At 38.2% G+C, this 17,178-nt stretch carries 20 protein-coding genes; 1 reads left to right on the top strand and 19 read right to left on the bottom strand.

Features of this window, described 5'->3' with window-relative positions; genetic code table 11:
• Nucleotides 1–71 precede the first annotated feature (71 nt).
• The 4 genes from estA to LMD38_RS01335 all read right to left on the bottom strand — a co-directional run bounded on the left by estA (nucleotide 72) and on the right by LMD38_RS01335 (nucleotide 2,359).
• Complete coding sequence (gene estA / locus LMD38_RS01350) at nucleotides 72–812, bottom strand: carboxylesterase (protein ID WP_000761976.1); 741 nt, start codon at nucleotides 810–812, stop codon at nucleotides 72–74.
• 161 nt (nucleotides 813–973) lie between these two features.
• Nucleotides 974–1,207: a preprotein translocase subunit SecG gene (gene secG / locus LMD38_RS01345; RefSeq protein ID WP_000557262.1), complete on the bottom strand. Its 234-nt coding sequence runs from the start codon at nucleotides 1,205–1,207 to the stop codon at nucleotides 974–976.
• Nucleotides 1,208–1,301: 94 nt separating this feature from the next.
• A complete protein-coding gene (locus tag LMD38_RS01340; RefSeq protein ID WP_000078293.1) occupies nucleotides 1,302–1,994 on the bottom strand; it encodes an LrgB family protein in 693 nt (230 codons plus the stop codon).
• A complete protein-coding gene (locus tag LMD38_RS01335) occupies nucleotides 1,991–2,359 on the bottom strand; it encodes a CidA/LrgA family holin-like protein (protein WP_000673220.1) in 369 nt (122 codons plus the stop codon). Before LMD38_RS01335 ends, LMD38_RS01340 begins: the two co-directional genes overlap by 4 nt.
• 381 nt (nucleotides 2,360–2,740) lie before the next feature.
• On the opposite strand from LMD38_RS01335, the gene LMD38_RS01330 reads away from it, so the two are divergent.
• A complete protein-coding gene (locus LMD38_RS01330; RefSeq protein ID WP_227585526.1) occupies nucleotides 2,741–3,691 on the top strand; it encodes a nucleoside hydrolase in 951 nt (316 codons plus the stop codon).
• A 50-nt stretch (nucleotides 3,692–3,741) separates the two neighbouring features.
• Here the strand turns inward: LMD38_RS01330 and eno are convergent, their stop codons facing one another.
• The 15 genes from eno to LMD38_RS01255 all read right to left on the bottom strand — a co-directional run bounded on the left by eno (nucleotide 3,742) and on the right by LMD38_RS01255 (nucleotide 16,798).
• Entirely contained in the window at nucleotides 3,742–5,037 is a 1,296-nt protein-coding gene (gene eno, locus LMD38_RS01325) for a phosphopyruvate hydratase (RefSeq protein WP_000103957.1), read from the bottom strand.
• Between the two features lie 30 nt (nucleotides 5,038–5,067).
• Nucleotides 5,068–6,597 carry a 2,3-bisphosphoglycerate-independent phosphoglycerate mutase gene (gene gpmI, locus LMD38_RS01320; protein WP_001231150.1) on the bottom strand — a complete coding sequence of 510 codons (1,530 nt, stop codon included), beginning with the start codon at nucleotides 6,595–6,597 and terminating at the stop codon, nucleotides 5,068–5,070.
• Nucleotides 6,594–7,349 carry a triose-phosphate isomerase gene (gene tpiA, locus LMD38_RS01315; protein WP_001231036.1) on the bottom strand — a complete coding sequence of 252 codons (756 nt, stop codon included), beginning with the start codon at nucleotides 7,347–7,349 and terminating at the stop codon, nucleotides 6,594–6,596. The genes gpmI and tpiA overlap by 4 nt, the downstream gene beginning before the upstream one ends.
• Nucleotides 7,350–7,381: 32 nt before the next feature.
• The gene (locus LMD38_RS01310; protein ID WP_001036347.1) at nucleotides 7,382–8,566 is read right to left on the bottom strand and encodes a phosphoglycerate kinase; all 1,185 of its coding nucleotides are present in this window, start codon (nucleotides 8,564–8,566) and stop codon (nucleotides 7,382–7,384) included.
• Between the two features lie 139 nt (nucleotides 8,567–8,705).
• Complete coding sequence (gap, locus tag LMD38_RS01305; RefSeq protein WP_000161231.1) at nucleotides 8,706–9,710, bottom strand: type I glyceraldehyde-3-phosphate dehydrogenase; 1,005 nt, start codon at nucleotides 9,708–9,710, stop codon at nucleotides 8,706–8,708.
• Between the two features lie 26 nt (nucleotides 9,711–9,736).
• Nucleotides 9,737–10,765: a gapA transcriptional regulator CggR gene (gene cggR, locus LMD38_RS01300; protein WP_001258187.1), complete on the bottom strand. Its 1,029-nt coding sequence runs from the start codon at nucleotides 10,763–10,765 to the stop codon at nucleotides 9,737–9,739.
• 135 nt (nucleotides 10,766–10,900) lie between these two features.
• Nucleotides 10,901–11,146 (bottom strand): glutaredoxin family protein, encoded by a 246-nt coding sequence (locus LMD38_RS01295; protein WP_000869738.1) that lies wholly within the window; start codon nucleotides 11,144–11,146, stop codon nucleotides 10,901–10,903.
• A gap of 9 nt (nucleotides 11,147–11,155) precedes the next feature.
• Nucleotides 11,156–12,463, bottom strand: coding sequence for an RNA polymerase factor sigma-54 (gene rpoN / locus LMD38_RS01290; protein ID WP_100634426.1), 1,308 nt, complete (start codon nucleotides 12,461–12,463; stop codon nucleotides 11,156–11,158).
• A 536-nt stretch (nucleotides 12,464–12,999) separates the two neighbouring features.
• Complete coding sequence (locus LMD38_RS01285; protein ID WP_105990073.1) at nucleotides 13,000–13,260, bottom strand: hypothetical protein; 261 nt, start codon at nucleotides 13,258–13,260, stop codon at nucleotides 13,000–13,002.
• A gap of 74 nt (nucleotides 13,261–13,334) precedes the next feature.
• On the bottom strand, nucleotides 13,335–13,592 hold the full coding sequence (locus LMD38_RS01280) for a hypothetical protein (RefSeq protein ID WP_002195035.1): 258 nt from the start codon (nucleotides 13,590–13,592) through the stop codon (nucleotides 13,335–13,337).
• Nucleotides 13,593–14,733: 1,141 nt separating this feature from the next.
• Entirely contained in the window at nucleotides 14,734–15,018 is a 285-nt protein-coding gene (locus tag LMD38_RS01275; RefSeq protein WP_228920162.1) for a hypothetical protein, read from the bottom strand.
• Nucleotides 15,019–15,138: 120 nt separating this feature from the next.
• Complete coding sequence (locus LMD38_RS01270) at nucleotides 15,139–15,348, bottom strand: hypothetical protein (RefSeq protein ID WP_228920160.1); 210 nt, start codon at nucleotides 15,346–15,348, stop codon at nucleotides 15,139–15,141.
• A 211-nt stretch (nucleotides 15,349–15,559) separates the two neighbouring features.
• A complete protein-coding gene (locus LMD38_RS01265) occupies nucleotides 15,560–16,219 on the bottom strand; it encodes a hypothetical protein (RefSeq protein ID WP_228920158.1) in 660 nt (219 codons plus the stop codon).
• Complete coding sequence (locus tag LMD38_RS01260) at nucleotides 16,180–16,470, bottom strand: hypothetical protein (protein WP_228920156.1); 291 nt, start codon at nucleotides 16,468–16,470, stop codon at nucleotides 16,180–16,182. Before LMD38_RS01260 ends, LMD38_RS01265 begins: the two co-directional genes overlap by 40 nt.
• 61 nt (nucleotides 16,471–16,531) lie before the next feature.
• Complete coding sequence (locus tag LMD38_RS01255) at nucleotides 16,532–16,798, bottom strand: hypothetical protein (protein ID WP_061681714.1); 267 nt, start codon at nucleotides 16,796–16,798, stop codon at nucleotides 16,532–16,534.
• Between the last annotated feature and the right edge of the window lie 380 nt (nucleotides 16,799–17,178).

Genomic DNA, 17,178 nt, shown 5'->3' with positions numbered 1-17,178 from the left:
AATCATCTCCCAATGATTTTTTTACAGCTTCCATAAAAAATTCCCTTATGAAAAAAAGAGGCAACTAGATCTTACCAATCTAGTTGCTCCAAGAAGTTATATACATCCTCATGTAGCTCGTCACGCTGTTTATCAAGTGTAATGACATGCGTAGAGTCTTCATACCATTTAATGTCTTTTAACGTTGATTCTACACCGTTATAAATAATGTTCGCACTATCTGTATTAATCATTTCATCATGACGCGCTTGTACAACAAATGTTGGGGCATAAATCATGTCCACATTGTTACGTACGTCAGCAATTAATTGTTGTAATGCTTTTAATGTATTCATCGGTGTCTTTTGGAATTCCAACATTTCTTGTTCGATTTGCTCTGGTGATTTTTGCTCACGCTTTTTATATTCGCGGGCATATGCCAATATACCTTGGTACATCGTTTCTTCACTCTTAATATACATCGGTGCACACATTGGGACTACACCTAAAACCGGTACTGTATAACCTAATTTTAGAGAAAATACGCCGCCAAGTGACAATCCAACGACAGCAATTTTCTCAAAACCTTTATCTTTTAAAAGCTGATATGCCTCCGTTACGTCTTGCCACCAATCTTCAGGACCTGTATGAACAAGCTCTTCTGGTGGTACACCGTGCCCTTTATAAATTGGGGCATGACAAGTGTAGCCTTTCTTTTCTAAGAAACGCCCTAACATACGTACATCAGCTGAGTTTCCTGTGAATCCATGTAGTAATAAAACAGCGCGGTCTCCACCCTCAAATGTAAATGGTTTCGGAGATGCTAATTTCATCATGTACTTCTCCTCTTTCTCTTCTGTAATCTAGTCGTATTCTTTCTATATCTAGTGTACCATATTTATATTTCTATAATCTAATTAGAAACATCTTTCAAATGACAAAACAAAAAAAGAAGAACCATTAGTACATCTTACTAACGCTTCTTCTTTCAATTCTATAAGTTTAAGTACGTAACACCAATTGTTAATGCGAAGAACAATACAGCTAAAACAATTGTAATACGGTTTAATACCGCTTCAATTCCACGTGCTTTTTGCTTACCAAATAATTGCTCTGCACCGCCTGAAATTGCACCTGAAAGGCCTGAGCTATTACTAGACTGCATAAGTACCATAACAATCATTAAAATCGATACAATAATAAGTAAAACGGATAATAACGTATGCACTTGGCGTACCTCCTACAAAGATTCAGTTATTGTAACTGTAGCATAAATTCTATAGAAAAGCGAGAGCTATAAGGTTGCTCTCGCTTTTCTTCTATTACATGAACATCATTGCAAATAGCGGCCCGAGCAAACATGTTAAAATCGCTGTTAATGTCATTGTTACCGATCCAATAACACCTTCATGTTCATTATTTTTCATCGCTCTCATTACGCCCATAATATGAGAAGCACATCCAAATCCGATACCTTTACCAACTGAGTTTGTAACGCGGCTCCATTTTAATAAAAGCGGGCCGGTAATCGTTCCAGTAATACCTGCAATAACAACGAAGGCTGCTGTTAATGACGGTACACCACCAACTTGCTCTGAAACACTCATCGCAACTGGCATTGTCACTGATTTTGGTAAAGAAGATAAAATTAAGCTTTTATCTGTTCCCATAAGTGACGCAATAGCAAAGTCACTTGCAATGGCAACTGTTGTACCTACTAGTACCCCGCCGGCAATTGGTACAACATATTTTTGAAGAACGTGGCGTTGTTTATAAAGAGGAATTGCAAATGCTACAACACCGGGTCCGAGCAGTTTTGCAATCCAGCCGCCACCACTTTCCATATAATGTTGATACGGTATATCAAGCATAATAAATAAGAAAGCCATTAATCCTGTTGCTACAAGCATTGGAATGGTGAATGGTGTTGGAAATAATTTATAGATTTTTTTAGATAATTGGTATAATAGCACCGTAAAAATAACCCAACCGATTCCGATCAATATTTGGCTCATCGCGACTCTCTTTCCTTTCTATTCGCAAGATATTGTCCTGTATGTCCTGCGACAATAATAATTAAAAATGTACTCGCTACAATTGTAATGAAAAGAGAAATTCCTTTACTCATAAAAAAAGCACCGTAATTCATTAGGCCAAGTGTTGGCGGAATTAATAAAAACGGCATAATAGCAACGAGTGTTTCTGCTCCTAAATCGAACCATTTCACAGGAAGAACTTTTAGGCTAAGTAAAACAAGTAAGAGGAACATTCCAATCAAACTTCCTGGAATCGGAATATTTAACATTTCTTGTACCCAAGTTCCAACCATATAAAAAACGTAAAGAGCAGCAATTTGGACAAGAATCTTTGTAAATTTCATGTTCATCATCCCTCTTGTTTATACGATCTTCTGTTAATATCTTTATCATAGTATAAATTGTAAAAAGCTGCAATTTATCAACTTGACAGCAAAAAACGCCTATGTTATACGCTTACAACCTTGATATGACTACATTTCTAAAAGAAAATTAAGTCAAAAACCTTGACCTAATATAAAAAGTTTTTATTTTCTGAATTTTAAAGGTTGTTATTTCAATAAAATAATCTTTTTATCCTTAAGCTTACATATATATAAAGTGAAACTTTAACCAGTGGGGGTTCTTTATCCCCCACTGATTATTAGTTGAACTAATTCGCTGTATTTCGAGGTGGCGGTCTTACTGCCCATTAAAGTGGGATAAACAAGATAGGTGGTGAACATATGCCCAAAAAAGTTCTCATTTTTTGTGATCCTGGGATTGATGATACGATGGCTCTCCTCTTAGCATTCTTTATTGATGAAATAGAAATCATCGGCATTGTTGCTGATTACGGTAATGTTCCAAAAGAGATGGCCGTACAAAATGCTCATTTTCTTAAGAATGAAACAATGAATAGAAATATTAAGATATTTGGTGGGTCAGAGCGTCCACTTACTGGTGCCCCACCTGCTTTTTTTACCGATGTACATGGGAAACAAGGGCTCGGGCCAATTATTCCAAAAGGGAATGTAACTAACGGGGAAATGGAGAATTTTTTCGAAGTTATTCCTCTTATTGAACAGTATAAAGATGAAGTAATCATTGTAAGTTTAGGAAGACTTACCTCCCTCGCAATTTTATTCATCGTATGTAAACAGTTAATGAAGCAAATTAAATCTTACTACATAATGGGCGGTGCCTTTTTACACCCGGGTAATGTTACCCCTATTTCTGAAGCAAACTTTTATGGTGATCCTGTTGCCGCTAATATAGTCCTTCAATCCTCACCTAACATGTACATCTATCCATTAAACGTCACCCAATATTCCATCATTACACCAGAAATGGCTGAATATATTGAAGCAAAAGGAAAAGCCCCACTCGTCAAACCTTTATTCGATCATTATTACTATAGTTATTATAAAAATGCTCTACCACATTTAAAGGGTAGCCCCTTCCATGACACAATGCCAATACTCGCTTTACTTGATAACTCTATGTTTACGTATCACAAATCACCTATCGTTATCATGACCGAATCTTATGCACAAGGGGCAAGCATTGGGGAATTCCGCTCTTTAGAAGAATCTAAACCATTTATTGATCGGCCGATTCATCAAATCGCAATTGATTTTGATTATAACCGCTTCTTTAAACATTTCATGTCACTTATGACGGATGAACAATTTTAACATAAAAAAACAGACCGTGATTTCTCACGGTCTGTCGTTATTTTCTACAATTATCGTTTGATATTGTAGAAAGATTTGATACCATCGTAAACAGCGATTTCGCCTAGTTCGTCTTCGATGCGTAATAATTGGTTGTACTTAGCAATACGGTCAGTACGGCTCATAGAACCAGTTTTGATTTGGCCAGCGTTAGTTGCAACTGCGATGTCAGCGATTGTAGCATCTTCAGTTTCACCAGAACGGTGAGATACAACTGCTGTGTAACCAGCACGTTTAGCCATTTCGATAGCTTCGAAAGTCTCAGTTAAAGTACCGATTTGGTTAACTTTAATTAAGATTGAGTTAGAGATACCTTTTTCGATACCTTCAGCAAGTTTTTGAGTGTTAGTTACGAATAAGTCGTCACCAACTAATTGTACTTTGCTTCCAAGACGCTCAGTTAATAATTTGTGACCATCCCAGTCGTTTTCGTCTAAACCATCTTCGATAGAGATGATTGGGAAGTCTTTGCAAAGCTCTTCGTAGAAATCAACCATTTCTGCAGAAGTTAAGCCAGTACGGCCTTCGCCTGCAAGGTCATATTTACCAGTTTCTTTGTTGTAGAACTCAGAAGAAGCAACGTCCATTCCTAAGAATACGTTCTCGCCAGCTTTGTAACCAGCTTTTTCGATAGCTTCGATAATTACTTCTAATGCTTCACGGTTAGAACCAAGGTTTGGAGCGAATCCACCTTCGTCACCTACTGCAGTGTTAAGACCTTTGTCATGTAATACAGCTTTAAGTGCATGGAATACTTCAGCACCCATACGGATTGATTCTTTGAATGTTGGAGCACCAACTGGTAAGATCATGAACTCTTGGAAGTCTACGTTGTTATCAGCGTGAGAACCACCGTTGATGATGTTCATCATTGGAGTTGGTAATTGTTTTGCATTGAATCCACCAAGGTAACGGTATAATGGAAGACCTACGAAGTCAGCTGCTGCGTGAGCTACTGCCATAGATACACCAAGGATAGCGTTAGCGCCTAGTTTACCTTTGTTTGGAGTGCCATCTAATTCGATCATAGCACGGTCGATACCAGCTTGGTCAGTTACGTCGAAACCAACGATTTCTGGAGCGATAATTTCGTTAACGTTGTTTACTGCGTTAACAACACCTTTACCAAGGTAACGAGATTTGTCACCATCACGTAATTCTACTGCTTCGTGTTCACCAGTAGATGCACCACTTGGTACGATAGCGCGTCCGAAAGCGCCGCTTTCTGTGTAAACTTCTACTTCTACAGTTGGGTTACCACGAGAGTCAAGGACTTCGCGAGCATAAACATCAATAATTGTTGACATAATAAATTCTCTCCTTTTTATATAAGCAAATTATTTAATAATTGTTTTACCTGTCATTTCTTTCGGTTGCTCAACACCAAGAAGTGTAAGCATTGTTGGAGCGATATCACCTAAGATACCACCTTCACGTAATTCTACGTCGTTCTTCGTAACGATGAAAGGAACCGGGTTAGTTGTATGAGCTGTCATTGGCTCTCCGTCAGAAGTTAATTCTTCGTCAGCATTACCATGGTCAGCAGTAATAAGTGCTACACCATCTTTTGCAAGAATCGCTTCTACAACTTTTCCTAAACATTCGTCAGTTGCTTCTACTGCTTTAATTGTTGGTTCCATCATCCCAGAATGGCCAACCATATCACAGTTCGCAAAGTTAAGAATGATAACATCATGTTTATCATTTTCGATTTCATTTACTAAAGCGTCCGTTACTTCGTAAATGCTCATTTCAGGTTTCAAGTCATACGTTGCAACCTTCGGTGAGTTAATTAAGATACGCTCTTCTCCTGGGAATTCAGCCTCACGACCACCGCTAAAGAAGAATGTAACGTGCGGATACTTTTCAGTTTCCGCGATGCGAAGTTGCTTTAATCCCGCTTGCGCAACAACTTCACCTAAAGTGTTATCAAGGTTCATTGGCTTGAATGCCACGTAACCATCTACTGTTTCACTAAAGTGTGTCATACATACGAATTCTGGAATGTGAGGTACTTTTTCACCACGATCGAACTCACGGAAGTCTTCGTTTGTAAATACACGAGCAATTTGAATTGCACGGTCTGGACGGAAGTTATAGAAGATAACTGCATCATCATCATTGATTGTTGCAACTGGCGTGTTATCTTCGTTAACAATTACAGACGGCAATACGAATTCATCGTAGATACCATTTGCATAAGAGTCTTCTACACACTCTTCTGCTGATTTATAAGTAGGGCCTTCACCATTCACCATAGCACGGTAACATTTTTCTACGCGATCCCAACGCTTGTCACGGTCCATGGAGTAATAACGACCAGAGATAGTCGCGAATTGTCCTACTCCTGTTTCTTTAATTACTTCATTTGTTGCATCGATATAGCTTTGTGCTGTTTTTGGTCCAACATCGCGGCCATCTAAGAATGCATGAATGTATACTTTCTCAACGCCTTCTTTAGCTGCTAAGCGAAGAAGAGCAAACATGTGGTTCATGTGACTGTGCACACCACCGTCAGAAAGTAAACCGAATAAATGAAGTGCAGTACCTTTTTCTTTTACGCTTTTAATTGCACTTTGGAACGTTTCGTTCTTATCGAACTCACCTTCACGGATTGCAACGTTTACGCGTGTTAAGCTTTGATATACAATGCGGCCAGCACCGATATTTAAGTGACCAACCTCAGAGTTACCCATTTGACCTTCTGGAAGACCTACTGCCTCGCCACAAGCTGTAAGCGTTGTGTGAGGGAATTTGTTCCAGTAACCATCAAAATTAGGTTTCTTAGCTTGTGCTACAGCATTCCCGTAAGTTTCTTCACGAAGTCCGAAACCGTCAAGAATAATTAGAGCTGTTGGCTTTCTCATTTTACCGCCTCCAGAAGACCTAAGAACGAAGCAGGCTCTAAGCTAGCACCGCCAACTAAAGCGCCGTCGATGTCAGATTGTGCCATGTACTCTTTAATGTTTTCTGGTTTTACGCTACCGCCGTATTGAATACGAACAGCTTCTGCAGCAGCTGGAGAAACAGCCTCTGCAACAACTTTACGGATGTGCGCACATACTTCGTTTGCATCTGCAGAAGAAGAAGATTTACCTGTACCGATAGCCCAGATTGGCTCATAAGCGATAACAGTTGCTTTAACTTGCTCTTCAGTTAAACCTGCAAGTGCTTTTGTCACTTGACCTGCTACTAGATCAAATGTTTTTCCGCTTTCGCGCTCTTCTAAAGTCTCACCACAACATACGATTGGTGTTAAACCATGTTCAAATGCTGCGATAGTCTTTTTGTTTACTGACTCATCTGTTTCAGCAAACATTTCACGACGCTCAGAGTGGCCGAGTACTACGTAGCCTACTTTTAAGTCGCTAAGTGCTACTGGGCTAATTTCGCCAGTGAATGCACCATTTTTTTCGAAGTGCATGTTTTGTGCACCTACTTGTAAATCAGTTCCTTCAGTCGCTGCTACAAGGCGCTCTAAGAATAGAGCTGGAGAGCAAACTACTGCATCAACAGCTGAAGCTGCTGGGATTTGACCTTTAACTTCCTCTACGAAGCTAACTGCTTCAGATAGAGTTTTATTCATTTTCCAGTTACCTGCGATAATTGGTTTACGCATGCTTTGCACCGTCCTTTTTCTTTGGCTGCTACTTATTTGTCGTTAAGACAAACTACACCTGGAAGCTCTTTACCTTCCATGAATTCTAATGACGCACCGCCGCCAGTAGAAATGTGGCTCATTTTATCAGCCATACCGAATTTTTCAACAGCTGCTGCAGAGTCACCACCGCCGATAACAGAGTATGTACCTTCTGCATCTGCTAATGCTTGTCCTACTGCTTTTGTACCTTCTGCGAATGGAGTCATTTCGAATACACCCATTGGTCCATTCCATACAACAAGCTTAGAGTTTTTAATTACATCTGCATAAATTTCACGTGTTTTAGGACCGATGTCCACGCCTTCCCAGTTAGAAGGGATAGAATCGATATTAACGATTTTAGTTGTTGCAGTTTCAGAGAATTCCTCAGTGATTACAACATCAACTGGCATGTAGAAGTTTACGCCTTTTTCTTTTGCAAGTTGCATAAATTCTTTTGCTAGTTCAATCTTGTCGTCTTCACATAGAGATAGACCAATTTCATGACCTAAAGCTTTAACGAATGTGTAAGCAAGTCCGCCACCGATGATTAAGTTATCTACTTTGTCTAATAGATGACGAATTACACCGATTTTATCTTTTACTTTCGCACCACCGATGATAGCTGTGAATGGACGATCTGGGTTAGAAAGTGCTTTTCCAAGAACATCTAACTCTTTTTCCATTAGTAAACCAGATACTGCTGGTAGGTAGTCCGCGATACCTGCTGTAGAAGCGTGAGCACGGTGAGCTGCACCGAATGCATCGTTTACGAAGATGTCAGCAAGAGCTGCAAATTCTTTCGCAAGTTCTGCATCGTTCTTTTCTTCGCCCGCATAGAAACGTACGTTTTCAAGAACTAATACGTCGCCTTCGTTCATTGCTGCAACCATTTCTTGTACAGCTGGTCCGAATGCTTCGTCTGCTTTTTTAACGTCTTTACCAAGAAGCTCGCCTAAACGTGCTGCTACTGGAGTTAAACGCATTTCTTCTACTACTTGACCTTTTGGACGGCCTAAGTGGCTTGCTAAAATAACTTTCGCACCTTGCTCTACTAAATATTGAATTGTAGGAAGAGCTGCACGGATACGAGTTTCATCTGTAATTTTGCCTTCTTTCATAGGTACGTTGAAGTCAACGCGGCAAAATACACGCTTACCTTTTAAATCTACGTCACGAATTGATTTTTTGTTCATTGGATTTCCCTCCGACTACTAGTTAGGATTGACAAAACCCACTCAAAAGCTTAACACATTTGCTTTTAAAACGAAAGAAGAGAGAGAGGGAACAAACCCTCTCCCTCGTTTTGTCATTGATAACTTATATAATTAAGAATTAAAGACCTTTTGAAGTCATGTAAGCTGCTAGGTCTACTACGCGGTTAGAGTAACCAGTTTCGTTATCGTACCAAGAAAGTACTTTAACCATGTTACCTTCCATTACCATTGTAGATAATGCATCGATTGTAGAAGAAGCTGTACATCCGTTATAGTCGATAGATACTAATGGCTCTTCGCTGTATCCAAGGATACCTTTTAATTCGCCTTCAGCTGCTGCTTTGAATGCTGCATTTACTTCTTCAACTGTTACTTCTTTGTCAAGTTCAACAACTAGGTCAACTAGAGAAACGTTAGCAGTTGGAACACGTACAGCGCCACCGTTTAATTTACCTTTAAGTTCTGGTAATACTAATGCTACTGCTTTAGCTGCACCAGTAGATGTTGGGATCATGTTTTCAGCTGCTGCACGAGCACGACGTAAATCTTTGTGTGGTAAGTCTAAGATTTGTTGGTCGTTAGTGTAAGAGTGAATTGTTGTCATCATTCCGCGTTTTACGCCGAATTTTTCGTTTAATACTTTAGCGAATGGAGCTAAGCAGTTTGTAGTACAAGAAGCGTTAGATACTACGTTGTGGCTAGCTGCATCGTATTGTTCGTGGTTAACACCCATAACTACAGTGATATCTTCGTCAGAAGCTGGAGCTGAGATGATAACTTTTTTAACTGATCCACCTAAGTGTTTTTCAGCGTCTGCTTTTTTAGTGAAACGGCCAGTAGATTCTACTACGATTTCTACTCCGTAGTCGCTCCATGGTAATTGTGCTGGGTCACGCTCAGCGATAACTTTAATTTCTTTACCGTTAACAACGATGCTGCTTTCGTTAGCAGATACTTCTGCGTTTAAAGTTCCGTGAACTGTGTCATATTTTAAAAGGTGAGCTAAAGTTTTAGCATCTGTTAAGTCGTTGATTGCTACTACTTCTACCTCTGGGTTGTTAAGAGCTGCGCGGAATACGTTACGTCCGATACGTCCAAATCCATTAATACCAATTTTAGTCATTTGAATTTCCTCCTTGGGGGATTATATTAAAGGGTAATACCCTTTGTTAACTGTTTTGCTGCACCTTCATCTGTAATTAGAATTGAAGTGTGCCCTTGTTTAATTACAGCCTGTATTGCCTTTGCCTTTGAAGAACCTCCAGCGACTGCAACAACGTGAGATACATTTTGTAAATCCTCTAGTTGCATACCAACTGTTCTTACTTTATGAACAACATTTCCTTGTTCATTAAAGTAGTAACCGAAAGCTTCGCCAACTGCTTCGCTTGCCTGAATCTTTAACCAATCTGCTTCTGAAGTATTTCTGCGACGTGCCATTGTTAACGCATCACCTATTCCATGAATGACGATATTGGAAGATCGAATCAACTCAAGAACTTCTTTCACGGAAGGCTCTGTCACAATAGACGCATATGCTTCGCTGCTAACATGGTCTGGAACATACAATAAGCGATAATTACTCATCGTATTTTGCGCCATCTTGGCACAAATAGTATTGGCTTCTAACTCGACGCCTTCTCCAATTCCACCACGTGCTGGGACAAATAGCATATGTAAATCTTTGCAATCAAGCTGCATCATGTCCGCAACAGCAGCTAGCGTAGTTCCTCCAGCCACAGCAACGATATTATTCGCTGTCAGACGGTCTTTTATACAAGTCACACAAGCACGGCCCATCTCCAGTTTGACCCAAGGCGATTCATCACTATCACCAGGGACAACGAAAACTTCATCCAAGTCTAATGTTTCCTTAAGTTGCTTTTCTAAAACCTTTAACCCGGAAATTTCTTTCATAAAGTCTTCCAAAGCAAGAACTAAAGCTGTTCCTTCTTCTGTCAAAGTCATTCCAGAAGAAGCGACGTGAACTAAGTTTTGTTCTTTCAAAACTTGAACTTCACTTCGCAATACTCGTTCTGTCATACCGAGACTTGCTGATAAATTTCTTCTTCCAATTGGCTGCATAAGCCTAATGTATTGAAGAATTTGCATTCTCGTTTGCATAACAGGTAGCAGATCAGGTAATAATTTTTTTGTGTTCTGAATCCATGAGCGCATATCTTTTCTCCTCACTACATCGGTTCATTTTCCCTCGTGGTCACTTTACGTCCCGTAGTGACATTTTGTGTCCCACATAGTTTAAAAAAATAATCCCTGCTACGTGTATTATTGTAACAGGAGATAGAAACTTATTCAACTCTTAACTGCATTCTTTATATAGTTTATTATGACACCTTTGTGAATGTTACCATATTCTACTTGTTTTCCGTCTATTTCTACAACCGGAATCATTAGGTGATATTTTTCTAAAAGGTCATTATCTTCATATATATCTATTTCCTCAATTTGAAAAGAATATTCACATTGTACTTCCTGTAAAACTTGCTTCGCCTTCACGCAAAGGCCACAATCATTTTTTGTATACAGTACAACTTTCATCTTCTTCACCTATCCGATCGTTTTTCGTAATGACGACGCTGGGATGTGCATTTGTTCCCTATACTTCGCCACTGTTCTTCGAGAAATAACGATTTCATGCTCTTCTTCTAACAATTTTGAAATCTTTTGGTCTGAAAGTGGCTTTTTCTTATTCTCCGCCTCAACAAGCGTTTGAATAAATTGTTTTACACGCTTTGTAGAAACCGCTTCATCTTCAGTAGTCGAAACGGCATTACTAAAGAACGATTTCATCTCAAATAAACCGTGTGGTGTTTGCACATATTTATTTCGCGTTGCCCGACTAATTGTCGATTCATGGACGCTTAACTCTTCTGCTACTTCTTTTAAAGCAAGTGGCTTTAAATACTCCGGACCTTTCCAGAAGAAATCACGTTGTTTTTCCATAATAATGGTCATCACTTGCAAAAGCGTTTGTTTTCTCTGTTTCAAACTACGCATAATCCACTGTACATGCTGATACTTTTCTGAAACGTAAGATGCTACTTCACTTTCACTATTATTAAGAAGCGCACTATATTCAGAATGAATTTCAATTCTCGGCATATTTCTCTCATTCATTTGTAAAACGAGACGATCACCATCTTTTTTCACCGCCATATCAGGCACAATATAAAGTGGTTTATCAGAAGAAAACGCAAGACCTGGTTTTGGTTGTAATGACGTTATACAATTTACAGCACTCTGTAATTCCTCATTACTACACTTCAACACTTGAACGAGCTTTCGCCAATCTTTCTTCACGAAATAAGCGAAATGGTCTTCTACAACCTCTTCTGCTAATCCATCCCGTCTTTGTAAGCGCTTCAATTGTAAAGTTAGACATTCCTGAATATTACGCGCCCCTACCCCTGCTGGCTCAAGTGATTGGACAAGCTCTACAGAGCGGTCAACTACATGTAGCGGTGCGGAAAGGAGATTTGCTAACTCCTCGTTCGTTTCTTGTAAATACCCATTTCCATCCATGTTCATAATAATGAAAGAAGCTACTTTTCGCTCTTCTTCCTCTATTTTATAATACTGTATTTGATTTAATAAATGTTGCTGAATCGTTGTAGAATCCACACTGTAGATTTCCATCTGATTCTCGACTTGTTTGCTGGTACTTTTACTGTTGTTAGAGCTCTTTTTCTTCTCCCTCTCAAAACCACCTAACTCAATAAGGGGATTCTCTAACGATTGCTCATACAAAAACTCCGATAATTCTTGTACATTATACTGGAGCATTGTAATCGCTTGCCTTAACTCTTGTGTCATTGCCAAACGTAAGCTTTGTTCTTGTAAAAGACTTGCCTTCAAACTAATCTCCCCCTTGTTTCTATTGTACAATAAGTTTGGTAAAAGGAGAATGCTATCACAGACACCCATTCCAAAATATTATTAATTTATATGTATTAATGAGATTTACAACTTAAAACCGAAATTTGAATAATATTGAAAGAAAATAATAACGGAATTTAATTATAACCAAGTACTAATAGTAAATCTTATCATCAGATATAACAAGAGGGAAATAAAAAAAGTCCTAACCTACAAAACGTAAGTTAGGACTTTTTGACGCGCCCAGAGGGATTCGAACCCCCGGCAGACGTGGTACCGGAAACCACACGGTAACCGCTGTTTAAAATTATTAATAAAATCAAGGTTTTACCTTGTACGTAATTTAGAAATGATATTTTTAGACATGAACATACTAAGTACTTATGCCAGCCTATTTCGATTATAAAATGCTAAAGTACTTTTTTCAACGTTATTCATTGTAAGCTTGCCACGAATTTTTAAAACTTTATACAAGTAATTTTGATAAGTTTCTACTATATAAAAGAAAATGGCTGCTATAACCACGAGTTAGCGTGATACATACATCTAGTGAAACTGTTCATTTCTGTAGCTACGTCCATTAAACAAGCCAATTCAGTTGTTTTAAACTCAGTACCTTTAATTACAAATTGATTCTGCTGCTTATCATACTCTAGGTTAACCCACCCAGTATGTAATTCAGCGTTTAAATCAAATACAAAACCTTCTTTTTCTGTGTATCTAACGTTGGCAAATCCTTCATTCTTCAATAATCTCTCGATAGCCGGAATATTCATTGTTAAATTCACCAATATAGACTAAAATAAGTGTGTGTGTTGGTGGAAAGTCTATATTGGCTTTCCTCCTTTTTTTATTTACCGTGTTTTTCTATTAATTGCTGCATTGCTTCATGTACTTTCTGATAATCACTAGCACATGGATATGAAGGTGACCTTCTACCAGAAACCTTACCATCATAAACCATTTGAACCTTATACACCTCTACTGCAATACCGTCCCAGATTTCACTGCCATATGAAACTTTATATTCAGTGTTCGCTGGGTGGGCTTTCTGCCCTGTAGTAGCAGGAACTAATAAAGATTCGATTGGATGGAATACTTTAGCCATTTTTTTAACCTCCTCCCTATAGAACCTATAGACATTATAGAACTTATAAGAAGGGTAGTCAAATAATAATTACACGGCCGAATCTCAAAAAAAAATAAAAAAAAATTTAAAAGCTGCTTTCTATATTCAACCATTACGATACAAGTGTCAGAAAGTGAAATAGAAATTATTAAAAGGCTGTACCGGGGCTATTATAGGGTGTATCCCCCCTGCTGCCCCCTTAATCTTAAATGCTTTGACAAAATAGCCTTAATTGATATGCTATAGATAGTGCCATATATACACCTACCCTACGTCCTCCACTAGTCATCATTAACACATCAAACGGAACACGCTGTTCGTATCGCGTTGTAACGTGTTGTACACACATCACACACACATACACAATGCACCAACCATGCACCATCACACACTATGCACTATGCACCATGTACTACCGAACGGCGTGTTACCATACGTACCATGCTGTAGTATATACCTATAGTCCTAACAGTCTGTCTAACTCTGCTGCTGTATATAGCAACATACACAACACTACTTGCTATACATATATAGCCTAGCACTTCCTACTCTATATATAATGCATATAGCCCTAGCACTTCATATAAACCTGGAGAACGGCTTCTCTCATAATTAAACAATGACCCTAGGTAAATTTAACAAGACTACGCCCCAAAAAACTATGTATAAAATCCCGTATAAAAATATCAAGAACACTATTACATCAACAATCTAATACAAATAATTATGCACTAAATGAATAAAATAACTTTTAACCACAAAATAAAAATATTCACCCAAAATACAAAACGCTGAATCCCTTGCCACAACTGCCTTCACGACACTTATGCCAAACTACTGCTAATAATAAGTATTATGTACACTAAAAGTTAACTATTTCACAAACTCATATAATGTTAAAAATACAGAGAACAAACTGTACTCAATTAAAAACAAAACTTACTTTTATATAGTGACAACCAAAACTGCTAACTGGCCATAACATGCCCTACCAGGTTAAAGGGAATCCGCACCGTTACAGGATTCTATTCAGAATAATATTTTTAACAATGCCCAAACAATCCCGCTTTCATGTAGTAGCTTCGTCAAGATTCGCTATGCTTCGTTAAATATAGAAGTATTACTTCTCCACCTCCCCTATTTTCGGCCATTCCCCTATGAATTCCACGTCTTCGCAAATCATATCGACAACTAATGAAATAGCGATTACATCAGAAATATACGAACCGTCCGGCACATAATGAATTGGCCCTATCGCCTTCCCTCTTCGCTGCATTGTTTCCAATAAAAACAGGACTTCAAATTTAAACATTTCGTCACCTGTAATGTTTCCGTGTTCGTCTACTGTAATTTCTCGTTTCTTGTTATCTCCAAAAATACTTACTACACCATTTACTTTAAACACCTGCAATCAGCCCCCAAACCACTTCATTAGATAACTTTATTATAATCTCATTACAGACTTAACAGAAGTATCCTGTAAAACCGTACACAGCTGCTACAACAAAGAAAAGAGACAACCCTATTAATGGCTGCCCCTAATTTTCGTTCTAAAATCTAACATCTTTTTAATGTAGTAGTCCCCCGATTCTTCTGGTATAGACTCTATTGGTGTGGCTTCTAGCTTTCTTGTCGCTTCACGTCTAGCTTTATTTGTTTTTGCTAATTCAATAGCTTCTGGCGTTTCCCAGGGTTTTAACGTCTTTTCCGATTCTACAAAGATTACTTGTGTCATTGCCCTTCCCTCCTTTTCGTAATGATTACATCTAGTGGTTTTAACTGTCTCTCACCTTAGTAACGTAGTAAAGATTCTTTTCAGACGCCATTATATTAAAAATAGGCATAAAAAAAGGCCCACCGTATACTTTCCGTGTACACAGTGGGCTAAAAAGGAATTTAGGATTCTATTTCATTACAACTAAATTAAAAACAAGTAATATGAGTAATTACCGTGTAGGTAGATACTCAATATCTTCTGCTGTATCTCTGCCTTGAATAAAGAGTGTAGCTTCATCATACGTTACTGGCAAGTAAATGCCATCAGTTAAAAACTTATCCCCAAACTTCTTAGCTGATAAATTAGGGAAGTAAGACATTGGCTTAGCGTGGCCACCTTCTCCGAGAACACCTTCTAGCATTCCATCGACCCTGTAATACTCATTTAACGGTTTAGACTCTGCTTTCAATGCTTCTAAGTACTTTCGTTTAGCTAATGACATTCTATGATAGGATTGTTTAGCAGCAGCGTCTCTTTCTGTATTAAAGTCATGTATTAATTCCTTTGCTTCAGCTGATTTCGTAAATACATATCTATCACGAACTGAAGCCATTACAACTAATTCTTCTTGTAATTCTGCGACGTCCTCCTGTAGCTTATCAAGTAACGTTTTTAACTTCTTTGCTTCCTTATCGTCACCACTAATAACCCTTACTTCTACTGCTTTAGGATATTCAACTTCATTGATAAATTTCATTTCGAGGGTTTTATCTACAATCGTATTATTAGTAGCTTCAATTTGTTGGTCAATCTTTTCTAATCCTTCATAAAAAGCTTTATGAAATGCTTCTACTCGGCTTTTGACACTCGGCTGTAAAGTACTTTCCATAATTCTTCATCCTCCTTTTCTCCTGGTTCAACAATAACCATATAATCAAATGCTTCTGCTAATCGGTGTGCCTCTGCTACTGGTACATCTTTAGCGACATTTCGATTAAATTTAATTCCACTGTATTCATACTCACCAACTCTTATCTGCCCATTTGCTATTGGGTGTCCTGGAATTGCTAGGTGAACAAGTTTGTTATGTTTAGCATAGTAATCTTTGATGTAATCTAAGCGTGTTTTTGCCTTTGTCATGCGTTTCTGTCTCCTTTGTAGTATATATATTTTAAAGCCATCTATAAGCCTTCTAGGGCCGCTAAACGGATTGTTTTTCTTTCTTCAGTGAAACTAGTTGATGATAAAATAATAGTTCTGCTTCTTCTAAACCTCTAGACTGGAACAACTCTAGAATTAACGCCTTCTGATATGGTGCAAAAGAATTGTTTCTAATGTGATACTGGACATTTATACGTGTACAACGTAAAGGTAACGCCATATCTTGATGTGATAAGCCATACAGCCTAGCAATCCCAGAAATAACTTCCCCGGTCATGAATTTTAACAAGTGGCTATTGTTCTTCATGTATGTAACCTCCCTCTTACTTTAACTATTCAATTGATAGCCTTTCTTATCTTTAATAGCGTTAGAACAAGGTTTTGTACTACAATTTCTTTATCATTTACTAGTTAATAGATATAAAAAAAAGAGGTGCTACTAGTGGATACAAAACCACTAATAACACCTCAAAACAGATTACACATGAATTACAATACTAACAGGTATACACTTCAAGCTATGACATGGACAATAGGCAATCCCGCTTATACCTTAGCGGTTTTTCCTAATTGTATTTTATAATTTATTATTCTATCCTCTATGCTGCGATAGCATATAGACAGACTTCTCCATTAAAGATTAAAACAATAAAAACATTAAAACCTTATTCCGAATTGCTAACGCAT

It is taken from the genome of Bacillus pacificus (assembly GCF_020861345.1).
In the GTDB taxonomy this organism is placed as follows: Bacteria; Bacillota; Bacilli; order Bacillales; family Bacillaceae_G; genus Bacillus_A; species Bacillus_A pacificus.
This window is presented reverse-complemented; position numbering and strand designations above follow the sequence as displayed.